Source organism: Bifidobacterium pseudolongum subsp. globosum, from assembly GCF_004155535.1.
Lineage (GTDB): Bacteria > Actinomycetota > Actinomycetes > Actinomycetales > Bifidobacteriaceae > Bifidobacterium > Bifidobacterium pseudolongum_C.
The window spans coordinates 1-24169 of sequence record NZ_RYUH01000001.1; the positions used below are offsets into that span (position 1 = coordinate 1).

21 protein-coding genes are annotated in these 24169 nt (G+C 56.1%); 12 read left to right on the forward strand and 9 right to left on the reverse strand.

Going from position 1 to position 24169, the window contains the following annotated elements:
* Nucleotides 1-176 precede the first annotated feature (176 nt).
* Entirely contained in the window at nt 177-770 is a 594-nt protein-coding gene (locus tag PG2093B_RS00005; RefSeq protein WP_129896589.1) for an NADPH-dependent FMN reductase, read from the forward strand.
* Nucleotides 771-1022: 252 nt separating this feature from the next.
* Here the strand turns inward: PG2093B_RS00005 and PG2093B_RS00010 are convergent, their stop codons facing one another.
* From PG2093B_RS00010 to PG2093B_RS00020, 3 genes are all read right to left on the reverse strand, one after another.
* Nucleotides 1023-1856 (reverse strand): DUF6544 family protein, encoded by an 834-nt coding sequence (locus PG2093B_RS00010; RefSeq protein ID WP_129896590.1) that lies wholly within the window; start codon nt 1854-1856, stop codon nt 1023-1025.
* A 68-nt stretch (nt 1857-1924) separates the two neighbouring features.
* Nucleotides 1925-3286: an ATP-binding protein gene (locus tag PG2093B_RS00015; protein ID WP_129896591.1), complete on the reverse strand. Its 1362-nt coding sequence runs from the start codon at nt 3284-3286 to the stop codon at nt 1925-1927.
* A gap of 232 nt (nt 3287-3518) precedes the next feature.
* Complete coding sequence (locus tag PG2093B_RS00020) at nt 3519-4160, reverse strand: GyrI-like domain-containing protein (RefSeq protein ID WP_129896592.1); 642 nt, start codon at nt 4158-4160, stop codon at nt 3519-3521.
* 365 nt (nt 4161-4525) lie between these two features.
* On the opposite strand from PG2093B_RS00020, the gene PG2093B_RS00025 reads away from it, so the two are divergent.
* The 3 genes from PG2093B_RS00025 (at nt 4526) to PG2093B_RS00035 (ending at nt 8549) form a co-directional block, all read left to right on the forward strand.
* Complete coding sequence (locus tag PG2093B_RS00025; RefSeq protein WP_129896593.1) at nt 4526-5671, forward strand: alpha/beta fold hydrolase; 1146 nt, start codon at nt 4526-4528, stop codon at nt 5669-5671.
* 72 nt (nt 5672-5743) lie between these two features.
* Nucleotides 5744-8245, forward strand: coding sequence for an excinuclease ABC subunit UvrA (locus tag PG2093B_RS00030; protein WP_129896594.1), 2502 nt, complete (start codon nt 5744-5746; stop codon nt 8243-8245).
* Nucleotides 8246-8297: 52 nt separating this feature from the next.
* Nucleotides 8298-8549, forward strand: coding sequence for a hypothetical protein (locus tag PG2093B_RS00035; protein WP_129896595.1), 252 nt, complete (start codon nt 8298-8300; stop codon nt 8547-8549).
* Between the two features lie 35 nt (nt 8550-8584).
* Here the strand turns inward: PG2093B_RS00035 and PG2093B_RS00040 are convergent, their stop codons facing one another.
* Together PG2093B_RS00040 and PG2093B_RS00045 are read right to left on the reverse strand one after the other, a co-directional pair.
* Entirely contained in the window at nt 8585-8785 is a 201-nt protein-coding gene (locus tag PG2093B_RS00040) for a helix-turn-helix transcriptional regulator (protein ID WP_129896596.1), read from the reverse strand.
* Nucleotides 8786-8788: 3 nt separating this feature from the next.
* The gene (locus tag PG2093B_RS00045; RefSeq protein WP_129896597.1) at nt 8789-9253 is read right to left on the reverse strand and encodes a hypothetical protein; all 465 of its coding nucleotides are present in this window, start codon (nt 9251-9253) and stop codon (nt 8789-8791) included.
* Nucleotides 9254-10033: 780 nt separating this feature from the next.
* On the opposite strand from PG2093B_RS00045, the gene PG2093B_RS00055 reads away from it, so the two are divergent.
* Nucleotides 10034-10873 carry a hypothetical protein gene (locus PG2093B_RS00055; protein WP_129896598.1) on the forward strand — a complete coding sequence of 280 codons (840 nt, stop codon included), beginning with the start codon at nt 10034-10036 and terminating at the stop codon, nt 10871-10873.
* A gap of 28 nt (nt 10874-10901) precedes the next feature.
* Here PG2093B_RS00055 and PG2093B_RS00060 read toward each other — a convergent pair whose 3' ends face one another.
* Nucleotides 10902-11711, reverse strand: a complete 810-nt coding sequence (locus PG2093B_RS00060; protein ID WP_129896599.1) for an aminoglycoside 3'-phosphotransferase — start codon at nt 11709-11711, stop codon at nt 10902-10904.
* Between the two features lie 1130 nt (nt 11712-12841).
* Complete coding sequence (locus PG2093B_RS00065; RefSeq protein WP_207214984.1) at nt 12842-13630, reverse strand: MerR family transcriptional regulator; 789 nt, start codon at nt 13628-13630, stop codon at nt 12842-12844.
* Nucleotides 13631-13724: 94 nt separating this feature from the next.
* On the opposite strand from PG2093B_RS00065, the gene PG2093B_RS00070 reads away from it, so the two are divergent.
* The gene (locus PG2093B_RS00070; RefSeq protein WP_129896601.1) at nt 13725-14366 is read left to right on the forward strand and encodes a GNAT family N-acetyltransferase; all 642 of its coding nucleotides are present in this window, start codon (nt 13725-13727) and stop codon (nt 14364-14366) included.
* A gap of 337 nt (nt 14367-14703) precedes the next feature.
* Here PG2093B_RS00070 and PG2093B_RS00075 read toward each other — a convergent pair whose 3' ends face one another.
* A complete protein-coding gene (locus PG2093B_RS00075; RefSeq protein WP_129896602.1) occupies nt 14704-15108 on the reverse strand; it encodes a GNAT family N-acetyltransferase in 405 nt (134 codons plus the stop codon).
* Nucleotides 15109-15392: 284 nt separating this feature from the next.
* On the opposite strand from PG2093B_RS00075, the gene PG2093B_RS09085 reads away from it, so the two are divergent.
* The 3 genes from PG2093B_RS09085 to PG2093B_RS00085 all read left to right on the forward strand — a co-directional run bounded on the left by PG2093B_RS09085 (nt 15393) and on the right by PG2093B_RS00085 (nt 17709).
* Entirely contained in the window at nt 15393-15518 is a 126-nt protein-coding gene (locus PG2093B_RS09085) for a hypothetical protein (protein WP_257467769.1), read from the forward strand.
* 172 nt (nt 15519-15690) lie between these two features.
* Nucleotides 15691-15840, forward strand: coding sequence for a hypothetical protein (locus PG2093B_RS09020; RefSeq protein WP_242502753.1), 150 nt, complete (start codon nt 15691-15693; stop codon nt 15838-15840).
* Nucleotides 15841-16290: 450 nt separating this feature from the next.
* The gene (locus tag PG2093B_RS00085; RefSeq protein ID WP_165364784.1) at nt 16291-17709 is read left to right on the forward strand and encodes an RNA-binding domain-containing protein; all 1419 of its coding nucleotides are present in this window, start codon (nt 16291-16293) and stop codon (nt 17707-17709) included.
* A gap of 22 nt (nt 17710-17731) precedes the next feature.
* Here the strand turns inward: PG2093B_RS00085 and PG2093B_RS00090 are convergent, their stop codons facing one another.
* Nucleotides 17732-18055 (reverse strand): nucleotide pyrophosphohydrolase, encoded by a 324-nt coding sequence (locus PG2093B_RS00090; RefSeq protein ID WP_129896603.1) that lies wholly within the window; start codon nt 18053-18055, stop codon nt 17732-17734.
* 462 nt (nt 18056-18517) lie between these two features.
* Between PG2093B_RS00090 and hsdR the strand changes: the two genes are divergently transcribed.
* Genes hsdR through PG2093B_RS00105 form a run of 3 tightly spaced genes read left to right on the forward strand, consistent with a single transcriptional unit; the run spans nt 18518 to nt 24101 of the window.
* The gene (gene hsdR / locus PG2093B_RS00095; protein WP_129896604.1) at nt 18518-20962 is read left to right on the forward strand and encodes an EcoAI/FtnUII family type I restriction enzme subunit R; all 2445 of its coding nucleotides are present in this window, start codon (nt 18518-18520) and stop codon (nt 20960-20962) included.
* Nucleotides 20959-22497 carry an HsdM family class I SAM-dependent methyltransferase gene (locus PG2093B_RS00100; protein ID WP_129896605.1) on the forward strand — a complete coding sequence of 513 codons (1539 nt, stop codon included), beginning with the start codon at nt 20959-20961 and terminating at the stop codon, nt 22495-22497. Before hsdR ends, PG2093B_RS00100 begins: the two co-directional genes overlap by 4 nt.
* Nucleotides 22494-24101 (forward strand): hypothetical protein, encoded by a 1608-nt coding sequence (locus PG2093B_RS00105; RefSeq protein ID WP_129896606.1) that lies wholly within the window; start codon nt 22494-22496, stop codon nt 24099-24101. The genes PG2093B_RS00100 and PG2093B_RS00105 overlap by 4 nt, the downstream gene beginning before the upstream one ends.
* Nucleotides 24102-24169 lie beyond the last annotated feature (68 nt).

A 24169-nucleotide genomic window follows, 5' to 3' on the forward strand; every position in this document is an offset into this window, starting at 1 on the left:
GCACATACCGGGCGCGCCGGGCCTCCTGCATGTCTCGAAGCTTCCCGTACTGCACGCCCTCGAACTCGTATGCCATCGTTGCAACCTCCGACTCTCGATGGTGTTGCAACGACCACTAGAATTCGCCCTGTTGGACACAGTGAGCAAACAATTCGGTCTCCGGAAAGGAACGAACCATGGAACGAGCCAGCGAAGTACGCATCGCGGAACATGACGGCAGTCTGCCAACGGTATTGATGATCGTTGGGTCGCTGCGCAAACAATCATTCAACAAACAACTCGCGCAACTCGCCGCGCATGCGCTCGCCGGCCGCGCAAACGTGAGCATGCTTGACTGGCATGATGTGCCGGTATTCAACCAAGACGAGGAATTCCCGAATCCCGAGGCGGTGGGTGCCGCGCGCACCGCGGTGGCCGACGCCGACGCGCTGTGGATTGTGACGCCGGAATACAACCACGGCATGCCCGGTCCGCTCAAGAACCTGCTCGATTGGCTGTCGCGTCCGGCGGAGGATGGGGCGCCTTCGCCGTTGTTCGGCAAGACGATGACGATGAGCGGTGCAGGTGGCTCGAATTGCGTGCGTGACAGTTTCGCGACGCTTCTGCCGGTGCTCGAATTCATGAAGATGCGTTTCGCACCCGCTACATTCACTGGTGTTGCATTGAGCCGTGAGATGTTCATCAGTGACACCCTTGAACTCGATGATGCGGTCAAGTCGGCCGTCGAGCATCAGGCCGATGCGTTGATTGGCATGATCTCTGAACAGTAGGACACGGGAATGGGCGACGAGGTGTCATTGAAAGGTATGTGTTAGCCGTATCTCGCTTACGTGAGTGCCGTTATCTCGGCAGAGGTGGGTATTGGCATTGCTGGTCACCGGAATTCCAGTGATTTGTAACGCCAATACTCGCACGCGCCAAAGTTAAGGCACTCACGTAAGTGAGATAGCGCAAAGATCGTTGGTTTGCGGTGCTCGGACGATGCTGGAGGGAGAAACCGTGGAACGCTTATTTGCGTGGGGTCATGCATATGCCATTTGTGCAATATGGCCGTCGAAGTAAGTGAGGTCTCCATCCGTGCAATGCCACACCGCTTGGAATGTGGTGGGGAGCCGCAAGCCATCGTCGTAAGTGCGGTATGAACCACATATCGCCGACCAAGGTACCCGCTCGGCGTGGCCAGCGGCAACGGTCATTGCACGGTCCGATGTCATGAATTCGATCATCTCATCCCGTTCGTTGAATGTGAATGTGCCACTTGCTGTCGCACCGCCATAGCTGATTGTGGCCTTCGCGTGGTGGTCGTCGATAGATTCCCATGCGACATGCTCATCAAGTGCGGCCGAGGGCAGGAACAGAATCTCCGCCAGATAGGTGGCCAAGCACGCCTGATCCATGTCTTCTCCGCGCTGGTCGAAGAGCGTGATGGCTTTGCCGAGCACGCCTTTCATTCCTCCGGTGCCCTTGTCGTAGTAGTCGTATCCGTCAAATGGAACGCCGAACATCCCGCTTTCGATCATTGCGAGCCGCGTGGGCTCTCCCGCGAAATTGTGTTGGGTGTAGTCAATTGTCAGCTGCGGTCCTTGTTTGCCCTGAAGGAACATGACGTTCTCGTAGCGCATCATCAGATGATCGCTCTTGTGGGTGCCAATAAATCCTGAACGTTCCATGAACCGACGCACAGGTGGAGGAAGGTGGCTGAAATCGCTGCTGTCGAAGACGGTGCTGGAGCGCGCCTTTGATGCATGCGCCTGTACGTCCTTATCGAACTCAGACTTCAGTGGCGAATACGGTATATGGAACCATATCAACAACATGCCGAACGCAACCAATACGACGCCTATGGTGATTCCCATGACCGAATGCCTCTTTCTGTCGATTTATGGACAGAGCACAGCCCCGACAGCGCCACCTGCCTGCGCGCTCACAGCAGCCCGCTCATGTACAGCGGCAGGCTGACGCGATCTCCAGCGCGTTCGAGTTGCTTGGGGTGCAGGACATATTCGGTGCCGATGCGCGCGCCGTACCGTGTTTTGAATTTGTCGAGTGACGTCGTTGTGTAGTGTTTGCCGGACTTGACTTCGACGGGACTGATGCGGATGCGGCCAGCCGCGTTCGTGTATGCGTGCGCGAGCAGGAAGTCGATTTCGATGCGGTTGCGGTTGGTATCGGGGTCGTTTCTTGAGAAATAGTACAGTTTGTGGCCATTGCCGGCGAATTGCTGCGCGACGACGTTTTCTGTGAGCATGCCTTCGTTGATGCCGATTTTGCCGCTCAACACGTCCTTATATAGCTGTTCCGGGGTGAACATGCTATCCGCGAAGGCCTGCGTGATGAGTAGACCGGTATCGAAGAAGTAGCATTTGAATGCGTTTCTGTTGGCAGTGAGGTCGAGGCCGACGTTCGGATCGGTCGTGTTGAAGCACAGGTTGATGAGGCCTGCATCGGCAAGCCAGAAGAACGCCGCTTCGTAGGTGCGGTTGCGCGCGCTTTTGCCGAGGGATGTGATGCGGAAGCGTTTCTCGTGGCGAGCCAGTTGCGAAGGGATGGCTTGGAACACGGCGGAGATGCGCGACTCCTCACCTGCGCCAAATTTCGCGATGTCGTTCTTGTACAGTGTGAGGATCAGTCGTTTGGCTTCGTCGGCGGCTTGGAAACTGTTCTCGTCGATGTAGGCTTGTATCGCTTGCGGCATGCCTCCCACGAGCATGTATTCCCTGAACAGCCGCGTCGCCTGACGGTGCAGCGCCTCGGGTAGCGGGGTCATCGTCGTGAAGGAGTCGCGAATCAGATCGGCGAGAGGACGCGTGTCGCGTGCCCACAGGAACTCTTCGAAATCGAACGGATGAAGGGTGATCGACTCCTCTTCCGACGGCAGCAGGATATGCTGTACATTTCTTTGGATGGAGATGAGCGAACCGGTCTCCAGATAGTCGTATCTGCCATCCGCGACGAGTTGTTTTGTGAACGCTCGCGCTTCGGGACAGAGCTGCACTTCGTCGAATATGATGAGCGTGTCACGGGGTATGGGGGTGAAGTTGTAGTAGGCGAACAGATAACGGAAGAACGCGTCCATATCGTGTCGATAATTGCGGAACAGATCGATCACTTCCGGCGGTGCGACGGAAAAATCAATGAGCAGATGCGCCCTGTACTCGTTGGTCGCGAACTCCATCGCAAGTGCGCTTTTCCCCACGCGGCGCGCACCTTCGATGAGCATGGACGTCGTGCCGTGCTTGGTGTCCTTCCAGTGCTTGAGCAGATCATAAGCCTTGCGTCTGAACATCTGCACTCCTTGGTTGCACGGAATGGCGGGTGATGAACGTCGATTTTAGCACGGAATGGCGGTATATGAACTGTTAATCTAGCACGGAATGGCGGGTGTGTACGGTGAGCCGTGTGCATACACCAACTTCCGAATGTGCGTAGCTGCACTCACATAAGCGAGATAGCGCAAATATCGCTGGTCCACATTGCCCAGCCGGTGCTTAAGGATGGGATCATAGAACGCAGTGAGATCATTTTTTGCGGATAGGGTGCCTGATTACGGTCTTCAGCTTTTCGGGGGCCACTTTTCTGGCATCGCTCAAATAGATCTCATGGTGCAGCCGTGTATTCGTGATGTCAAGAACGTAGCCTTGATCTTCCATGTATTCATGCATTGTGGCAACGGTCTCAGGTTCATCGTCATAAGGGCCGATATGCATGCATTGGACGCACAGGCCTTCGTCATATGTCAGGAATTCCGCTGTGGAAAAGTCGGTCTTCTTCTTTCTCTCTGCTTCCTCGACCGCCCATTCGAAATCTGATGCTGTGACAAAATCGGGAAGCCGGATCATGGATATCCATTGCAGATCATCTTTGCGCGCATAGTCGATGCCATCCGCGCCATCCATGCCATCCTGCCACCACAGGCCTTCAAGTGGCGGTACAACATAGTCGAAGTACCCATCGATCTGATGATCGCCCTTCTTGCTCATTTTGATGGTGTATGCCAAGCCGTAGAGCAGACCGATCGCCTGCTTGTATTCCCCGCCCTCCTCATTCGGGTTTCCCTGCCCACGGACGGCGACATAATTCATGCTCGGCACGGTAATGATGCTGGGCTTGTTCTTTGGCGCATAACACTCTTTGTATTCCTTCTTGAAATCAAAGGCCATCCCCATCTCCTCTACAATCGCACACGTATGGCTCTCGCTAGCTCTGTTGTTACTATATTGTCCGTTGCGTACCGTCGCATCGCGCAGGGCGCGCGACTGTGGGTTTCCTCGAATGGCACGACGTGCCCGTGTTCAATGAGTTCATGAAGATGCGGTTCGCGCCCGCGACGTTCACCGGCGTCGCGTTGAGCTGGGAGATGTTCGTCAGCAACACCCTCGAACTTGACGACGCCGCGCGTGTCGATCGAGCATCAGGCCGATGCGCTGATCGGCATGGTCGCCGAGCAGTAGGGTACGGGAACGGGCGATTGCGTCCGTGGGCGTTCTTCGGGACCTCTGTGGCTGCGCTTGCTCCTATACAATGAATGTCGATTTGGATCGATGACTACGGGAGAAAAGGGGAGGGTATGGGGTTGATACTGGTTGTGGTGTGCGCGATTACAGCAGTCCTTATATCCATTGTGGCCACTCGCTTCCGCAACGCTGCATTGACCCGCATTACCGCTGCGCAGGGCGTGCAGGAACACGCGTATATCGCGTTGGGCGGCATTGAACAATACGTGCAGATTCGCGGCGAGGACCGGAACAATCCTGTCATCCTGTGGCTGCATGGCGGCCCCGGATTCCCCTTGACCTATATGACAGGCCGTTACCAGACCGAACTTGAACGCGACTATACGATCGCGGTTTGGGAACAACGTGGCTGCGGTCGCACGCTCTATCGAAATCCGGGCGAGTTCAATCCGACGATCGGCCAGCTGCTTTCCGATCTGGACGAACTCGTCGATTATCTGAGGAAACGCTTTGACCGCCGCACGATCATCCTCGTGGGGCAATCGTGGGGAACGGTGCTGGCGGCGGACTATATTCACAGGCATCCGCAGAAAATCGCCGCGTATATAGGCATTGGCCAGGTCACCGACTTCCTGCAGGGGAAAATACTTGCGGCGCAGCACGCGGAGAGCAGGGCGCGCGCGAAGGGCAACGGCAAGGGCGTCGCCGAACTGAAGCGCGGGATTGGTCGACTGCGGGAGACGGCATGCCTTGAACAGCTGGACATCAAGATGCTCGAGAGTACGATAGTCACTTCCATGAAGTATCTGCGCAACAACGCCGAGATGTCCGGGATACGGCAAATATGGACGGCGCTCACTTCTCCGCAGATGCGCTGGGCGGACGTGAAATGGTTCCTGTTCGCGAGCAATACGAAGAACATCATCGAATCCCAGCGCAACCTTGTGGACTACATGTACTTCCGCTACCGCATCGAGGATCTGGGGCGCCGCTATCGCATGCCGGTCTGCTTCATTCAAGGTGACAGCGATTGGATCACCCCAACGCCTTTGGTCAGAGATTACTATGCGACCGTTGTGGCTGAGCGCAAAGAGATGGTTGTCATTCAGGATGCGGGTCACACCCCGTTTCTGGATCATCCGCAGCGGTTCTGCGCGGCGGTCAAGGGATTTCTGACTGATCGCCGTTGCTGCGCCTCACAAGCGGCGTCGCGCTGAGTGCGCCTTCGGCGCAGTGCGCGCGCACGCCCTACGCTCGTCAGTAGCGAATTATTGCAAAGGAAGTGGCGTATGGCGCAGACAATCGACATCACGGGCGCGCGGGTGCACAACCTCAAGCGCGTGGACGTGCAGGTGCCGATCGGCAAGATAGTGGCTGTGGCGGGCGTCTCCGGCTCGGGCAAATCGTCGCTCGCGCTCGGTGTGCTCTACGCGGAAGGCTCGCGCCGCTACCTGGAGGGGCTCTCCACGTACACGCGCCGCCGCATCTCGCAAAGCGGCGAAGCAAAACTCGACGCGATCGAGCATGTGCCGCCGGCGCTCGCGCTGCACCAGCGGCCGAGCATGCCCGGCATCCGCAGCACCTTCGGCACGATGAGCGAACTGCTCAACAGCTTGCGCCTCATGACCTCCCGTTTGGGCAACTACACCTGCCCGAACGGGCACATGCTCGACCCGACGCCGAACGTCGCGCTCGAACGGCCGATCATCTGCCCGGCGTGCGGCGCCGAGGTGCAGGCGCTCGGCGCGGAGGACCTCGCGTTCAACTCGGGCGGCGCGTGCCCCACCTGCTCCGGCACGGGCATTGTGCGCACGGTGGATGACTCCACGCTGATCGCCGACCCGAACCTGACGATCGAACAAGGCGCAGTCGCGCCGTGGCGTTCGCTCATGTGGTCGGTCATGGTGGACGTGTGCCGCGAGATGGGCGTGCGCACCGACGTGCCGTACAAAGACCTCACCGACAGCGAAAAAGAGATCGTCCTGCACGGGCCCGCGGAAAAACGGCACATCATGTACCACCTGAAGAAGCAGAACCGCGCGGGCGAGATGGACTTCACGTATTTCAGCGCCGCGCGCACCGTGCTCAACGCGCTCGACAAAGCGAAAGACGCGAAGGGCCTCAAGCGCGTCGAGCCGTTCATCAAAGAGTCGCCATGCCCGGACTGCCACGGCACGCGTCTGAACGAACGCGCGCGCACGCTGCCCGTGCACGGCAAGACACTGCCCGAACAGTGCGCGATGCAGCTCGACGAACTCGCGCAGTGGGTGCAGACCGTGCCGAGCGCGATGCCTGCGGACATGCGCGAGATGGCGCAGGCGATCGTCGGCGAATTCACGCGCACCGCACGCCGGCTGCTCGAGCTCGGGCTCGGCTACCTCACGCTCGACCGCGCGGGCAGCACGCTGTCGACCGGCGAGCGGCAGCGCATCCAGCTCGCGCGCGCCGTGCGCAGCGAGCTGACGGGCGCGATGTATGTGCTCGACGAGCCGTCCATCGGCCTGCACCCGGCGAATGTCGACGGTCTGCTCGGCGTGATGCGCGACCTGAAGGCGCAGGGCAACTCGGTGATCGTCGTCGATCATGACACGCGCGTGCTGCGCGCGACCGACTGGATCATTGAAATGGGCCCGGGCGCCGGCGCACACGGCGGCACGGTGATCGCGCAGGGCGCAGTGGAGGATGTGGAGCGCAGCCCGCATTCGCTCATCGCGCCGTTCCTCGCGAGCGAACACTCGCAGATCGTGCGCCCGCAGACGCCGGCGGATGCGGTGTTCAGCGAAGGCGCGATCGACATCAAGACCGCGCCGCTGCACACCGTGCACGCGTTGGACGCGCGCGTGCCGAAACATCGTCTGACCGTGGTCACTGGCGTCTCCGGCTCCGGCAAGACGACGCTCGTGCTGGAAAGCCTCGTGCCCGCGCTCACCGCGAAGATTGCGGACGAGCGGATGCCGGAGCATGTGCGCGCATTGGATGCGCCGGGCATCGAGCGAGTCACGATGATAGACGCGACGCCGATCGGCGCGAACGTGCGCTCCACCGTCGCCACGTACAGCGGCGTGCTCGACGACCTGCGGCGGCTCTACGCGCGCACGGAGGCGGCGAAGGCGCGCGGACTGAAGGCCGGCGCGTTCTCGTACAACACCGGCTCGCTGCGCTGCCCCACGTGCGACGGCACCGGGCAGATCACACTCGACGTGCAGTTTCTGCCCGACGTGGACATCGACTGCCCCGACTGCCACGGCACGCGGTACAGCGACGGGGCCGGCGAAATCACGTGGGCGCCCAAGGGTGGGCATGCGCCTGTTTCACTGCCGGATTTGCTCGCGATGACGGTTGACGAGGCGCGCGAGATCTTTGCCGGAACCAGCCAGCGCCGCCTGCGCGCAAAGCTCGATACATTACATGAGCTCGGCATCGGGTACATGACGCTCGGTGAGAGCACGCCGGCGCTTTCGGGCGGCGAAGCGCAGCGGCTCAAGCTCGCGAGCGAGATGGGCCGCGCGCAGGAAGGCACGCTGTTCGTGTTCGATGAGCCGACAATCGGCCTGCATCCGCTTGACGTGCGCACGTTGATCGGCGTGTTCCAGAAGCTCATCGACCAGGGTGCGAGCGTGCTTGTGATCGAGCACGACCTGGATATGATCGCGAACGCGGACTGGATTATCGATCTGGGGCCGGGCGGCGGCCAGAACGGTGGCGAAATCGTGGCAACCGGCACGCCGGCGCAGGTTGCGGAGAACCCGCTCAGCCTCACCGGCCGCTACCTCAAGCCCTGCGTGGAGTAGTTGCGGGCCTTACAATGGGACTATTGTGGGCACAACAGACAAGGAGCGTCTCATGAAGTTCAACGAAATCCTCGAGGAATGGACCACAAGCAGGACGTTTGCGTATCTGGGGGCCGCGGCGGCTTGCGCGGCCGCCGCATCCGCGTACAAGCGTGCGCAGGCGAAGGGGCGCTCGCGGCTCTATGTGCTGCTTGCTATGGCGTGGGCCGCGCTGACGGTATACGACGTATGGGATTCCCATCAGGATGACTCCGAAGAGGACGGCGACAACGTGGACGATTGGGGTACACCCAGCGCCGTTTGATATTGGTGTGGGGGTTTGCACAAGCCCGAATGTGTTCAGAGCGGTGCATCAGGGGTGAAGATATCCTCGATGCGCAAGTCGAAGGCGCCTGCGATCTGGAATGCGAGGGGCAAAGATGGGTCGAATCGTCCCTTTTCGATGGAGATGATGGTTTGACGGCTGACACCAAGCATCGCGGCAAGTCTTTCTTGTGACAAGTGCCTTTCGCGCCGTAGTTGCGGCAAGCGGTTCCGCATGGTTCACGGTTCCCTGCGGATGAGGTAGCTGCCCACGAATACCAAGGCGGCGAAGACGAAGACGGCGATCAGCGTCCATGACACCATTGGAGGCAGCCAGAAGCTGGTGAGGGCGGCGCCCAGTCCTGTGCCAGCAAGCAGAAGGTGGAAGCTGTCTTTGGCCGCTTGGTCATACCACGTGGATTCCACACTGTGTTCAGGGTTGGGGATGGTTCCTGGAACGGTTGATCTGTCAACCACCACCGCCCAGACTAAAGCGATGGACGCTGGTGCGACGCATGCTCCGATGAGCAGGGCCCTGAGCCATGCGTTCATGGTGTTGTGTGGAAAAATCGGCGCCGATTGCAGGACAATGCCAATGGCGGTCGCGACCACGAGGCCAGCGGGGATGGCCATCCGCAGCGCCGGAGGTCCGCTGGGCTTGATGCGTCCAAACCTGCGTGGCTTCTTTGTTGACTTCTCACACATGCCGGGCCTCCTAGTGCGGAATGATAAGCGGATGATGCTCTGATTCTATGTAAAGTTTACTTAACTGTCAAGTTAGCTTAACATTTTTGGATGTCGAATCAGGTTCTATGGGCTGTTTGCCATGCATCTGTCCTGGGGAGGAGCATTTTCCTTGTGGGCTTCGAGTATGCTCCTTGAAACTACGCCGTCCATAGGGCCAGCCCACAAGGAAAATGCTCCTCCTCAGCGCAGATACCGGAGTGTGGGGGCCAATTGGTGTTTTGAGGCGTGGTGCAAGCGCCTTCTAGGCCGCCTGCGGCCAATGTTGCGCGAGATACTGCCGGATTGGCAGCGCTACACGTCGGTTACTGTGCAAAAACGTGGCGTAGAAATCGATGCGGTTGGCGGGGGCGTCAATGGTTACAGGCGTGCGGGTGTGTGTCATGAACCGCTCGTCGGTCAGGCGCAGGTTCTATGTCAGCCATATCGCTGGTAGAACGGGGCGCAATGCCTTAAGTCCGAAGCTCCACCTGCAGACGAATGTCATGTTTTGCGGCTTGCTGCATAACAATCGTCGCGAATGCGTAGACGAACGTCATGCTCAGCGGCCCGAAATATGACGTTCGTCTGCCTACCCAGACGAACGTCGCATAAGATGGCTTGCAGCATGACAATCTTCTGCGCGGGCCAGACGCCTGTCGTGTTTGGAGTTCCTCTGCATGACGTTCGTCTGGGGCAGGGGGCGCGCGGGTTGCGTCATGCGGGCAGTGCACGCGGGCGTCACAGAAACGGACAAGCAGTATGAGTTTCGCGGAAAAACACCCCTATCTGTTCTGGCAGCTCATTGGCTGGGGCATCCTGCTCGTCGACCTTGTATTCACGGTGATTGCCATATTCAACGACTTCGGCGAGTGGAGCTACCCGATTATCGTCTTCACGTTCATCGGCGCGCTGTTCGCGATTATCGGCTCGCCGTTCTTCCTGTACGCCACGCGCGCCACGCGGATCCCGCAGGCGCGCTCGACGGCGGAGGACCGCGCGATCCGCAACAAGGTCACGGCGGTCGCCATGGCGCGCAAGACGCCGCGCGCGGCGATGCTTGGCGCGCTTGCGGTGGCGGCGGTCGTGGTGCTGGCCGGTGTGACATATGTGCTGGGTATGCGCGGGCACGTGCTGCTCGGGTTTGTGATGATGGTCGCGATGGTGGTTGTGCCGTTCGTGATTCTCGCGAAATATCAGGATGTGCAGCGGCGGCGGTTCATGAAGGTCGCGCACGCCGCGCAATTCGTGGACGTGGAGTCGAATCCGTGGGCGATATATCGGCCCGATGTACGCCAGCTGCGCGCGCCCCTCGTGCCCGTACCCACGGAGTTCGGCAACGTAACGCTGGATTTCCTGTACAACTGGCTGCGCGTCTACATGATGACGGACCGGCTCGCGCTCGTCCAATATTCCGCGAATGATTTGCGCAACGCCGGTTTTGTGGCGGTCGACGGCGAAGGTGCGCCTTTGGATGCGCCGGACGACCTGTTTTTGGCAATCCCCGAACACCAGCTCGATCTGAGCGATGGCAAGCGTGAGCAGTTCGAGAAGGAGTGCCGTGCGGTCGGCGCGTTTTGGCTGCCGCGTGCGGGGGAGTAGGCGGCGTGCGCGAGGTGGGGGTTTCGCGCTACATGAAGCATTCCATCGCGGCGATTGCGGCCAGTTTGCCCTCATCGATGACGTCGCGGCCGTAGGCGTCAAGGAAGCGGTTGCAGTAGGCATCGGTATGCAGATTGAACCAGAAAGTCCATGCGCCCCAGAACACGTCGATGTGCCGGTCCGAGAGGCCCGCGTGGTCGAGGTCGATGAATCCGGAGAAGCGCCAGTCGTCCAGGATGACGTTCGGCAGGCAGTAGTCGCCGTGGAGAAGCGCGTCCGTGCGCAGTTCGCCGGCGGCCTCGGCGGCGATGCGGTGTGCGTCGGCTGCGGCGATTCGCGGGCAGAATTGCGGGTCGAATCGGCCGGCGCGCCAGCCGCGCTCGACGTTCTCGAGATACCGTGTGCGCACGTCGGACATGTTGAGCGCGGCGAGGCGGTCGGGCTGTGAGCGGAACAGTTCGTGCAGCGTGCGCAGGCGGACGGCGAGGAGGTCGCACAGCCGCTCCGGCTCGGCGAGGTAACGCTCGGCGGTGCAGTCGTCGCCGGCGACCGCACGCGTGACGAGCCAGTCGGCGTGCGTGCCGCCGCCGGGCAGATATTCGACGACCTCGGGGCCAAGGCCGAGCTCATGGAACGCGGTGCTCATGCGAGCTTCGTGGGCGAGTGTGCCGGCGGCCGCGGTCTTCGCGAACAGGGCGCTGCTGTCCGGGCCCTCAGCGCCGAGTGCGTAGACGCGCGCCTCGGGCGAACTGCTCGTGTCGTGGATCGAGCGGCCGTGCGCGAGGCGGCGTACGATCGGCGGGGCGTCGGGGATGGCGGGAATCGGTGTGTGGTGCATGGATGGACTCTTCTTTGTGTGATAATCCGCTAGGGGGTGCTATGGAAGCGTCTACTTGTTATGGGTTCGCCCGACTGGGGCGGTGTGCTTCTCATCCTCGTCCTCGCTGGACTTCAGGGGCGGGGTGGCCCATAGTGCCATAAGGAAGAACAACGCCGAGGTGACCGCTACGCCGAGCACGCCGCGCCAGCTTAGCAGTTCCGCCTTCCCGAAGGCGAACCACATCCATAACGCGTTGGCGGTTGCGGAGAACAACGTCCCTGCGATGAGACGCCTCCATTGACGATGTGACAGCCCCATGATGACCCACCTGCCTTTACGGTACTCGTGCCAGTGGCCGGGTGGCTTCCAGGTGGGGTTGCCAAAGTGAACCGGCCAACAGTCATGTGCCACGATTTTCATCGCGCTTCTTTGTCTACTTCCAAGCTACGCCTTCATGGCCGGTGAACAAGCCGTTTTACTCCTTGAACAGAGCAGATGCTGGCGGTTTCCAGATGGAAAACGGCAGAACGTCGCAAAACTCAGTCTGCTTGTTCGCTCGTTTCGGTGGGGGATATGACCGTGTTCTCGAGGTGCGGCTTTACTTGACTTGATCCCGATTGGATGGCGCATTGGCGCGGATATTCGTGCATGAACTGCATCGTGAACTCAGCATTCCATGATCGGACAGCATGCATCTGCACTGGGGGGGAGCATTTTCTGGCGGGGTGGCGAGTATCGGCGTTGCAAACAGTGTGGTAGCGCCCGGTGATACTTGGGGTCGAGGGAGAAAAAGCACCTCCCCAGCGCAGATACAGGCAGAAGGTGGTGCTGATGTCCCAATAGCGGCTGCGGCGTGAGCGGTTTGAATCCTATGCCTGCATACGCTGCTGTTGCCATGTATGAGTATTTCACACAGATGGAAGTCATGTTTGGTGGTCGGAAGTATGACGTTCGTCTGGAGTGGGAAGACGAACGTCATCCATGATGGCCTGCAGCATGACAATCTTCTGCGCGAGCCAGACGTCTGTCATATCTGGCGGTCCGACGCATGACGTTCGTCTGCAGGAGAGCGGCATGTGGTTGCGGCATGCGCGGTTGTGCGGCATCCGGTATTCTGCGAACGATTTGCGCAGCCGACGGTATTTGGCTCACTCTTGTTGCCGTTCAACGCGGATCCGGATGCGCGTGACGTAGTCGTCGGCCGAGCGGAGCGCGAATTCATTGAGGCCGAGCTCATATGCGCATCCGGCGAGCCGAAGGCGGTGGTGCGTGCAGTATTCGAGTATCTGTGCGTAGCAGTCCGGCAACGTGCTCCAGTTCCCACGGTGCAGCATCTGGACGTAGTCGCCGGCCGGCAGCGGTTTGCCGTCTTCGTCGTCGACGGCAACGCTGTAGACACCGCTGTACCGATTGCGGTCGCCGTCATATATGCGCTGCACGTCGATATAAGCGCCGATGCCCATCTGCAGCTGTTCGCGTGACCATCGCGCCCGTGCTGTCACGTAGATTTGGTCAAGGTCGAATTGGTTGGCATCGAGCGGAATGCGCACGACCCGCGTCTCCGGCAGCGTCACCACTTGTATCTCGGAGTGTGTGAGGCGCCTGCAGGCGTCGAGTCGCCGGCGCAGTGTCCGCAGCACTGTCCGCGTCCGTTGCAGGCTGCGGATGCGCGCGTCGATGGTATCTAGATTGCGCGCGAAGAGCCCCTCCAGTTTGCTGGAGCTGGGGTCCGAACGGCAGCTGATGATCTCTTGGTTGCTCAATCCTAGGTTCTTGAGCATCGTGATGTATTCGAATTCGATGTTCTGCCGTGGTGCATAGTAGCGGTATCCGCTCGCCGTCCTGTATGCGGGGGAGAACAGGCCGATGTCGTCGTAATAGTGCAATGTGCGCTTGTTGATACCGTGGAGCGCCGAGAATTGCGCCACGCTGAGCATATCTTCCACGATTCCTTCACTTTCTCGTTTGACTTTACAGTAACTGTAGAGTTTAGCATGGGAAATCAATGAAAAGACCAGTCAAGGAGACACGATGACGCTTGTATATAGGCCGTACGAAAGCGCGGACTACCCCACGCTTGTATCGATTGTGAAGGACACCTGGCACTATGAGCAGATGGCCTCGTCAAACATCGCCGAACTGCTCGCCGAAGTGTTCGTATCGAGTTGCCTGTGCAATGCGACGCATTCAATCGTCGCGCAGGTCGACGGGGAGGTGGCGGGCATCATCTTGCTCAAGGACATCGCGCAGCACCGTTGTTCGATGGGTGACCGGTGGAGGCAGGTCGGCGCGATCGGTCGCCTGCTGATGCGCCGCGAAGGCAGGAAGGTCATGCGGATCTTCCGCAATGTCAGCAGCGTCGATGAGCGGTTGCTCGGTGAGATCGACACCAAATACCGCGGTGAGATCGCGCTCTTCGTGCTTGACAGCAGGTACCGCGGTCGCGGCATTGGCAAAGCGCTGTACGAACGGGCCGTGACATATATGCGGCTCCGTGATCTGGAGCCGTTCTACCTGTTCACCGATACGTCGTGCAACTACCGCTTCTATGAGAGGCAGGGGTTGCGCCGGCGCGCATGGCGGGGAGAGACCGTACGGATGGATGGGCGAGCGCAGGAGATGACGTTCTTCGTGTACGACAACAGGGATACGTTGCGTGGTTGTGCTGCATGATAGCTATCCGTCATATGGGTGCGTGGATGGATGCGGTTCACTCCTCTTTTTGTTCTCAGCCTTGTTTTCGATGGACTTCATGGGTGGGGTGAGACAACATCGCAGAACTCGGTCTGCTTGTTCGTTCGCCTCGGGTATGGATATGGCCATATCCGCGGGCTGACGTTCCGTCTTCTACATACATTTCCGCTGGGGAGGAGCATTTTCTGGCGAGCTGGCGAGTATCGGCGTAGCAAACAGTGTGGTAGTGCCCGGTGATACTTGGGGTCGAGGGAGAAAATGCTCCTTCCCAGCGGAGATACATCCAGGAAGTGGTGACCGTGAACCAATCCGGAAGTCAGGAGGGGCGTACAATCTGCAGCGCGCGGCCGTCTTCCATGAGCGTGAACCCGTGGTGTTGGTAGAACGACGCGTTCTTGCTTTCCTCGGGCATCACCTCGAGGAACACGTAGTCCGCGTACTTTTCCTTGACGCGCTCTATGAGGCCGCTGCCGATGTGCAGTCCTTGATACTCAGGATTGACGAGCACCCAGTGCATATAGGCGAGCATTTCACCGTCGTCAATCACGCGCGCGAGACCGGCGAGCTGATCGCGGTCCCACGCGCTGATCACAGTGTCACTGCCCATGAGCGCGCGATATACACGCTCCGGGTACTGCGCAGATTGCCAGCCCACGGATTCGAAGAGATCGTGCACTTGGTCTTGGGTGAATTTCTTCTCGTCGGCGTATGTGATTGCCATGTTCGCAGTCTAAACAGGTGTTCCACACGTTTATGCTGCCATCTCAGTGCCCGGTCATCTTGCTGGCTGTAGGGCGGTGTCGAGGTGAGCCGTTTGCGGCCGTTGTCCGTCTTCTTTTAGGCAGGGAAGAAGACGGAAGACCTAATACGGAAAATCGGGAGGGAGCGGCGTGGTATCGATTGCCGGATCCTGTCGAACTCGCCTATTCATACTGGAGGGGGCAGCTGAATCCGGAAAATCAGGGAGGCGGTATGAAGGTCGGAAGGTGGGAGAAGGAGTCTTTTGTGGTGATTGGGAAGGAGGGGACGACTGCTGACGGCGACGGTTTCATTCAGCGACTGTGGGCAGATGCGAATGCGCATTTCGATGAAATTCGCCTGCTGGACAAGACCGATGCGACGGGAATCTGATTGGTCTCTGGGGTGCGATGTTCGATTTCTCTCATTCGTTCATGCCGTGGGAGGATTTCAGCAAAGGGCTTTTGCCTGGCCGGGGTGGAATGCGAGGAGGATGCCGAAGCACCGACTGACTGGACGAAATGGGCTGTTCTGGGCTATGAGTTCGTTTATGTGGAGCGTGGCAATGACTCCTCTTTTCTTGGCTGGGATGCAGTATCTGAAGGAGCATGATCTTCCATTGGCGGGCGCGGCCCATGATTTCACCGACCCTACGATGGGCCGGCAATATATGTTCTTCCCGATCAGAAGACTGCCGGTGCGGGCTGGTGCGTGAGTCTATCCCGCATGTGGTCCGCATGCCGAGAAGTATAAATAAGGTTGGAAAGACTGGTGTGGGCGTTTGTCTCACTCCGCTTCGCGCTGGATCCTTTGCTGGGTTCCACCGGGTATTTCTTCGCGTTTTCGCCATGTTGGCGGACATGTGGAATTGCTGCCAGTTATCCTCTATGCGGCGGAAAGCCCTGATGGAAGTGATGACGGTTCGGGACATCTTCTGGACACGGTGTATGGAGAATGTGTCCTGTTACTTTGTGTCTGAAAGTAGGTGAAATGCTGTTTTTGCAACGGTTTCACCGGCTCGGACAGCCGTTTGAACTGGACGTGTTCTGGACACGGTATGCCGTTCTGTGTCCTGTTCCTGTCCATTACGTGTTCGTGCTACATTCGTGATAGTCATGGATGTCGGAGACACAGTGAGGTGATTCCTGTGTGCGAAGGGGTGATTATGGAACTTCGAGACGCTCTCGATGATGCGCAATTGCGTAATCTCATCGCACAAGGGGAGAACGAGCAGCTAGAATTCAAACGTGCCGGAGAAGGGCCCAAGCCTGATCTCTACGAGACCATTTGCTCGTTCGGTAATCATGCCGGCGGCTTGATTGTTCTGGGGCTTGAGGATGATGGAACCCCTGTCGGTGTTAACCCAAGGCGAATCAAGGAATATCAGCAGAACATCGTGAATGTTCTACATAATCCGCAGACTTTCTCAGCAGCTCCGCATGTGCATTTCCAAGAGAAGGAATACGATGGAAAGATATTGTTATGCCTATTCGTAGAAAGCAGTCCTGACGTTATACGATACAAAAATGAGACATATGATCGTGTCTTCGATGCGGATGTGCGCGTGCATACTACGTCGCAATTAGCTAGTTTATATAATAGAAAGCTGCGTATTTACTCGGAAGAGCAGATACTGCCCTTTCTTTCAATCGAAGACTTCAACCCTGCAATTATCAACAGGGCACGGGATTTAGCCGTAACAAGAAATAGTGAGCATCCATGGAAGCGCATGACCAATGGGGAACTGCTTCGTTACTCCAGTTTATGGCGCAAAGACTTCCGCACGAATGAGTCGGGATACACATTGGCCGCAGCTCTATTGTTCGGTAATGATGATGTCATCTCTTCCGTTTGTCCCACCTATTCAGTGGATGCAGTAGTACGAATAATCAATCAGGATCGGTATGATGCTCGAGAGACGGTACAGACTAATCTTTTAGATTCATATGAACGTCTGTATCGTTTTTTGATTCGATATCTGCCTGATCCTTTCTATCTGGAGAACCAGCAGCGAGTTTCCTCCAAACAGATAGTTGTAAGGGAACTGTTATCCAACATCCTCATGCACCAGGAGTTCACCAGTCCGCTTCCTGCCCAAATTGAGGTTACATCCGAGGGGATTGCCACCAAGAATGCTTCTGTATCCGAATTCGAAGGGTATCTTCAAGTTGATGATTTCACTCCAATCGCCAAGAATCCCAAAATATCTGACGTATTCCGGGAGATCGGGTATGCGGATAAACTTGGCAGTGGCGTGCGGAATCTGCAGAAGATGTATCCAGCATTTTCTTCGCAAAAACCTGAGTTCCATGATGGGAAACAGTTTGTGAGTAGATTCCACATTAATGGTGCGTTGCTCCAATTACCGGAAAGTGCAATGGAGGAAAAAACACCCGTCAATGATGTGGATCGAGCAATTGAAGATTTGCTCAGTAGTCAAGGAACAATTAGTGCACAGGAACTCGCTGAGAAGGCTCAGGTTACTGTGCGCACGGCCAATAGGCATATTACGGACTTCGTCACCAGGGGCAAACTACGGAAAGTCGAATCGCGAGGGAGAGGGTACAGATATGCCCGATCATGATGAAACTGTGTGAAAGCTTGTCTCACTCCGCTTTCGCGCTGGATTCTTTGCTGAGTTCCACGGGGTATCTCTTCGCATTTTTCTTCATTTTACTGTGGATGATTTCGTCGAGATCGACGCCGAGCAGATCGGCCATTTGGATACAGTAGATCATCACATCGGCGAGTTCTTCGTGCACGTGTTCCCAGTCTCCGTCGCGAGGCTCGTCGCTCCATTGGAAACATTCGAGCAGCTCACCCGCCTCTATGCTGATGGATTTCGCCATATTGTCAGGAGTGTGGAATTGCCTCCAGTCACGATCGGCGATGAACTGGCGGATCTCGTTGATGGTGACTTCGGGAACCATGGGTTCAGTTGTATCACGCGGCGGAAGTAATTCAACGGTGTCGTTCGATTACGTGGAACCGTTTGAAAGTCACAGGGAAGCCGTCGTTGACTTTCGAAATCGGGATTGCTGGGCATTCTGCTCCTCACTTGCGCCTTTGCAGAGCCATGCGGAATGTATTTCTGCTGAGCGGGCTTAATCTGAGGAAACGCCGAGTATCGGCCTTGCAGCCATCATGGCGGTACGTGAGGGTGGCAGAGAAAAAGCCCCCGCTCAGCGGGAATGCATTCTATGGGAAGATTCCAGCAATGCTTTCATGTTGCCAGAGTGGAATGCGGGAAAGGTATTAAACCTCCTCCGCTGGCTGCGAGGTAATCCTGCAGGTAAGCATTGAAAATATTTGTGGTTCGCTCCTTTTGTCGGGATTAGACAAAGATGCTATAAATGTGAGTAACGACGGCGCATAACGAAGGGGATATTTATATGGTACAGAGTTCGCATGCATCCGCGTTCCTACGTCCGACTGCAGCTGATAGTGCGCTCAATGAAGAGAACACGAAACTGCGTTTTATCACTCCGGTAATTCAGAGCCGGTGGAACATCGCTGAGATCGATATGGAGTTTGCAGTTGGTAAGATTCTCGTGGACAGCACGGGTCACACCCATCGAGGCGATGGCCGTAAAGCTGATTATCTGCTGTGCTACACGAAAGACCATCCTCTCGCAATCGTGGAGGCAAAACGATGTGGGTTGTCTGCGGATGTGGGGATGCAGCAGGCCATGGATTACGCGAAAGACCTGGATGTGCCATTCGCCTATGCAACGAACGGTGACGATCTGATTGAGTATGACTTGCTGACCGGCGCAACTCGTAGGATGAAAATGCCTGATTTTCCCTCACGTGATGAGCTTTGGGAGCGCTTTCAGCTCGAAGTGGATATGCCGAAAGGCATCGTGCAGCCCTACCTATACCCCTACTATTCCGATGGTGATAAGAAACCACGCTACTATCAGCGCATCATCATCAATAAGGTGATTGAAGCGGTGCTGCGTGGATGCAAGAAGATGCTGGTGGTCTGTGCTACTGGAACCGGCAAGACGTATGAGGCATTCCAGATTATATGGCGTCTGTGGAAAAGCGGTCTCAAGAAACGTGTGCTGTTCTTGGCTGACCGTAATTCACTGATCGACCAGACGATGAATCAGGATTTTGCTCCATTCGGCGAGAACATGACGAAGTTCGACAATTCCCGGTTTGACATTGCTCATCCCATTTATCTGAGTACGTATCAGCAGCTCATTACGACTCATGATGGCCAGATTGAGTACCACTATAAGAAGTTCCCGCGCGATTTCTTCGATTTGGTGATTGTAGATGAGTGTCACCGCAGTTCCGCGAATCAGGACTCGAGCTGGCACGAGATCCTCGACTACTTCTCAGATGCCACGCAGATTGGCATGACCGCGACCCCGAAGGATGATGCTGATCCGAATCGCAGCAATATCGCATACTTTGGCGAGCCGATTTACACCTACTCGTTGAAACAGGGCATTGAAGATGGTTTCTTGGCCCCATTCCGTATTGCGATTCCAAAGATCAACATCGACGAGGGTTGGATCCCTGACGAAAATGTGAGAGATGAGAATGGGCGGCCGATCATTGATGATCTGGAAGATGACGAGGAGCTGACCCAACGTGATTATGACACCAAAGTAGCCGTGACTGATCGTCATCGCACTATTGCCGAGTATGTGACGAATTACCTCGTAGAGCATGATATGAGGTATGCGAAGACCATCGTGTTCTGCGAGAATATACAGCACGCTTATGCAATGACTCAGGCGTTGCGAGAACAGAACCAGGATTTGTGCGCGGAAGATGAGCGGTATGTAACCACAATTGTGGCCGGTGAAAAAAATAACACGGCTAGGCTTGAAGAATTCACTGCGGTCGGATCCGCTTATCCGGTGATTGCGGTGACGAGCCGCCTGATGTCCACCGGAGTAGATGCGAAAACATGCAAGGTGATTGTGCTTGACCGTTCCATTGGTTCGATGACTGAGTTCAAGCAAATCATCGGCCGTGGTACCCGTGTGAAGAAGAGCTATACCGTCAATGGCCGTAAGGAATCGAAGGAATATTTCACAATCATAGATTTCCGCAGCAATTATGAGAAGTTCCAAGATCCCGAATTCGATGGCGTGCCGGTGAGTGTGACTGTTGAGGGCCCAGGCACGACTCCGACCGGTGGAGAGAACGGGTCCATTGACGAGGGCCCAGAAGACGGCGGCAAAAAAGGTCCGGTTCACCGCATTGCGCGTGTAAGCGGAGTGGATGTGGAGATTACCGATGAGGTGGAACAGTGGCTTGATGAACATGGTAAGCCCACGGATACACCGCTGGAAGCCGCTATGGGTGAGCATATTCGCGAGCGGTACTCCACTCTGGAAGCATTTACCGCTGACTGGGTGAACAGTGCGGATCGGGAGGCATTGACGAAAGAGCTGATGCCCGTTGGCGACTGGGAGCAATCGTTCCGCGACCGATATGGGTATCCAGTAGATATGTATGACATCATCTGTGATTTCGGATTCCATGTCACTCCACCGGCCAATCGCGAGGAACGTGCACATGGAACCTCGGCGGAAGCATTCATCGCCCAAAGCAAGTTCAATGATCAGCAGCGAGCGATTCTGCGGTTGTTCACGGATTTGTATGCAGTTTCGGGAATTGAGAATCTGCATGGTGATGATGCTATTAAAGCGCTCGATATGCAGCAGTTCTCAGAAGCTGGTTTCAGCCCACGAAGTGCGGTGAAGCAGTTCGGTAGCCGGTCTCAGTTCCTTGATACGCTTGCGGCTCTCGAACGTTCGTTCTATGAGGATGGTGTGGAAGTCACGGTGAAGCAGGAGGGCAATCCCCAATGACGCTGTCTGGGATGATTAAACAGCTTGAAGACATTATGCGCACTGATTCAGGCATTGACGGCACTGCACAGCGTTTGAGTCAGATTGTGTGGTTGCTGTTCCTCAAGGTATTCGATGAGTCAGAGATGGATGGTGAGCTGCTCATTGATTATGAGCCAGTGATTCCTAAAGGGTACCGTTGGCGTGACTGGGCTAATCCAGATGCGGAGAAGGATCAAACCACCGGAGAAGAGCTTATTGATTTTGTCAATAACAAGCTCTTCCCCGTGTTGCGTGGCGAACCTATTACCACGGATGATGGCGCTACTGTGATTCCCTTCGACAACGACAGTGACCGTGCTGCATTGGTGCGTAAATTCATGACGAGGAGCCACAACTATGCAGCCAATGGCATCGCATTGCGGAACGTGGTGAATCTCATTAGCACGGTCGACCTTTCCGATGTTGAGCAGACTCATGAGTTCAACAACATGTATGAGACGCTGCTGAAGTCTCTGCAGTCGGCTGGCCGTGCGGGTGAATTCTATACACCACGTGCCATTACTCAGTTCGCGGTGCGTCACGTGAACCCGCAGATTGGTGATGTGGTGGCTGACTATGCTTGTGGCACTGGTGGGTTCTTGGTGGATGCGTTGAGGCATTTGGAAAAGATGGTTTCGCACTTCCAAGGAAATCAGGTTGATGCGATGGAGAAGGTTCACCGTAATCTCATCGGAGGCGAATTCAAACCGTTGCCGTACATGCTGTGCGTGACGAATTTGCTGCTCAATGATGTGGATTATCCGAGAATCCGTTTTGGTGATTCGTTGACGGAGAAGAACTTTACTGACTACGACGGTCAGGATGAACTGCAGGTGGATTGCATCGTCATGAATCCGCCGTATGGCGGCATAGCGAGTGATGGAGATAAGCGTGCTTTCCCTGCTGATTTGCGTTCTTCAGAAACTGCAGACCTGTTCATGGCCATGATTCTAGGGCGCCTGCGTCAGAATGGCCGAGCCGCTGTGGTGCTGCCCGATGGCTTCTTGTTTGGTAACGATGGCGCGAAGCTTGCCATCAAGAAGAAGCTGATTCGTGAATGCAACCTGCATACGATTATCCGCCTGCCTGAGTCGGTATTCGCGCCCTACACGTCGATTACCACGAACATTCTGTTCTTCGACAAGACGCAGAGCACTCAGGAGACCTGGTTCTATCGGTTCGATAAGCCCGAAGGGTACAAGCATTTCTCCAAGACGAAGCCATTGTTGCCGAAGCACATGGAAGTCATCGACGAATGGTGGGACAATCGTGAGGCCATTCCTGACCCGGACGTTAACGGCGCATGGAAAGCACAGAAGTATTCGGTTGAAGAGCTTGAAGCGAATGGTTTCAATTTCGATTTGTGTGGATATCCACATGAAGAGGAAGAGATCTTGCCTCCGGACGAGCTGATTGCGGATTACAAGAGCCAACGCGCAAGCCTCGACCGCGAAATCGATGAGAAGCTGGCTGCAATCTGTGAATTGCTGGGCATTGGAGTTGATGCCGAATGATGAGCGCAAAGAATCTCCGTGACTCGATTCTGCAGATGGCCGTTGAAGGCAAACTTGTTGAACAACGCGAGGAAGAAGGAACGGCTGCTGATTTGCTTGCGAGCATTCGTGAGCAGCGTGCACAGTTGGTGCGTGAAAAGAAAGCAAAACCCGTCAAGGGAGGTGAGTCAGTGATTTGGCGTGATGGTACAGGTCACTGGTTCGAGCGCCGTGGCAAAGACGAAGCCGCCTGTATTGATGAGGAGATTCCATGCGATATTCCGGATTCGTGGTGTTGGGCACGAATGAGGACGGTTGTTAATGTGGTTTCTGCTCGACGTGTGCATAAGTCGGATTGGAGAACTAGTGGCGTACCTTTTTATCGTGCACGAGAAATTGTGAGATTGTCCGACGGGCAACCGATTACTGATAATCTATTTATTGATACTGCACTATATGACAAGCTGAGTCAATCTGGGGTTCCCCAACCAGGTGATCTTATGGTTACGGGAGTAGGAACCATTGGCACATCGTATGTTGTGCGCCAAGATGATCGCTTCTACTATAAGGATGCGAGTGTGCTTTGCTTTGAAAATCGTTGTGGATTTAATTCCTTGTATCTGCAATTGCTTATGCAGTCAGCAATGGTTGTGAATCAAATCCGTTCGCTATCTGCGGGTACAACAGTTGATACTTTGACGATACAGAATGCATCTTCATTGTTGATTCCTGTAGCTCCCATCGCAGAGCAGAAACGCATTGTTGAAAAAAAAGAAGAATTGGTGCCTTATATCTCTGAATATGGTAAGGCGCAGGAACAGCGTGAACAGTTCGACAGGGAACTGCCGGCAAAACTGCGTAAATCCATTCTGCAAGCAGCTGTTGAAGGTAAACTGACCGAGCAGTCCGATGATGACGAGCCTGCCTCAGTTCTGCTTGCTGGAATCCGTGAACAGCGTGCGCAACTGGTGCGTGAAGGCAAAGCCAAGCCGGTGAAAGGTGGCGAATCAATCATCTATCGTGATAATGCCGGTCACTGGTTCGAACGTCGAGGCAAATCAGATCCCGTCTGCATCGACGAAGAAATCCCCTTCAATATCCCCGATTCTTGGTCTTGGGCGCGACTAAATAGCTTGGCAACGTTGACTCGTGGTTCAGGTATCAAGCGCAGTGAGGTCCGTGAAGAGGGGCTGCCTTGCGTACGGTATGGTGAACTTTACACGACCTACGATACGGCGATAACAAGTGCCCATTCGTTTGTTATGCAAGATGTATTTGATGCAGCGAAGAAGATGGGACCAGATGATTTAGTGATTACTCTGACTGGTGAGAATGACATTGACATCGGCCGAGCTGTCATCAATCAAACTGACGAAACACTTGCCTTTGGTGGGGATCTCTTGGCTATCACGGATACTCCAATGGACAGGGTCTATATGCTGATTGCGTTTCACTCGCCTGTTGTAGGTCAACAACGTACTCAAGCTGCTACCGGCAATATCATCGTGCACCTTGGCGCTGAGAAGGTAGGCCGCTTTCTGATTCCAGTCCCACCTCTTGCTGAGCAGCACCTCATCGTAGAAAAAGTCGATGCCGTTCTTAATCGAGTAAATGAATTGGTATAAACGGTCAGGCTGAAAGGGACTCATATATGTCTAGTCGAACCCCATTCGAAATAACCAAGAAAAACGTC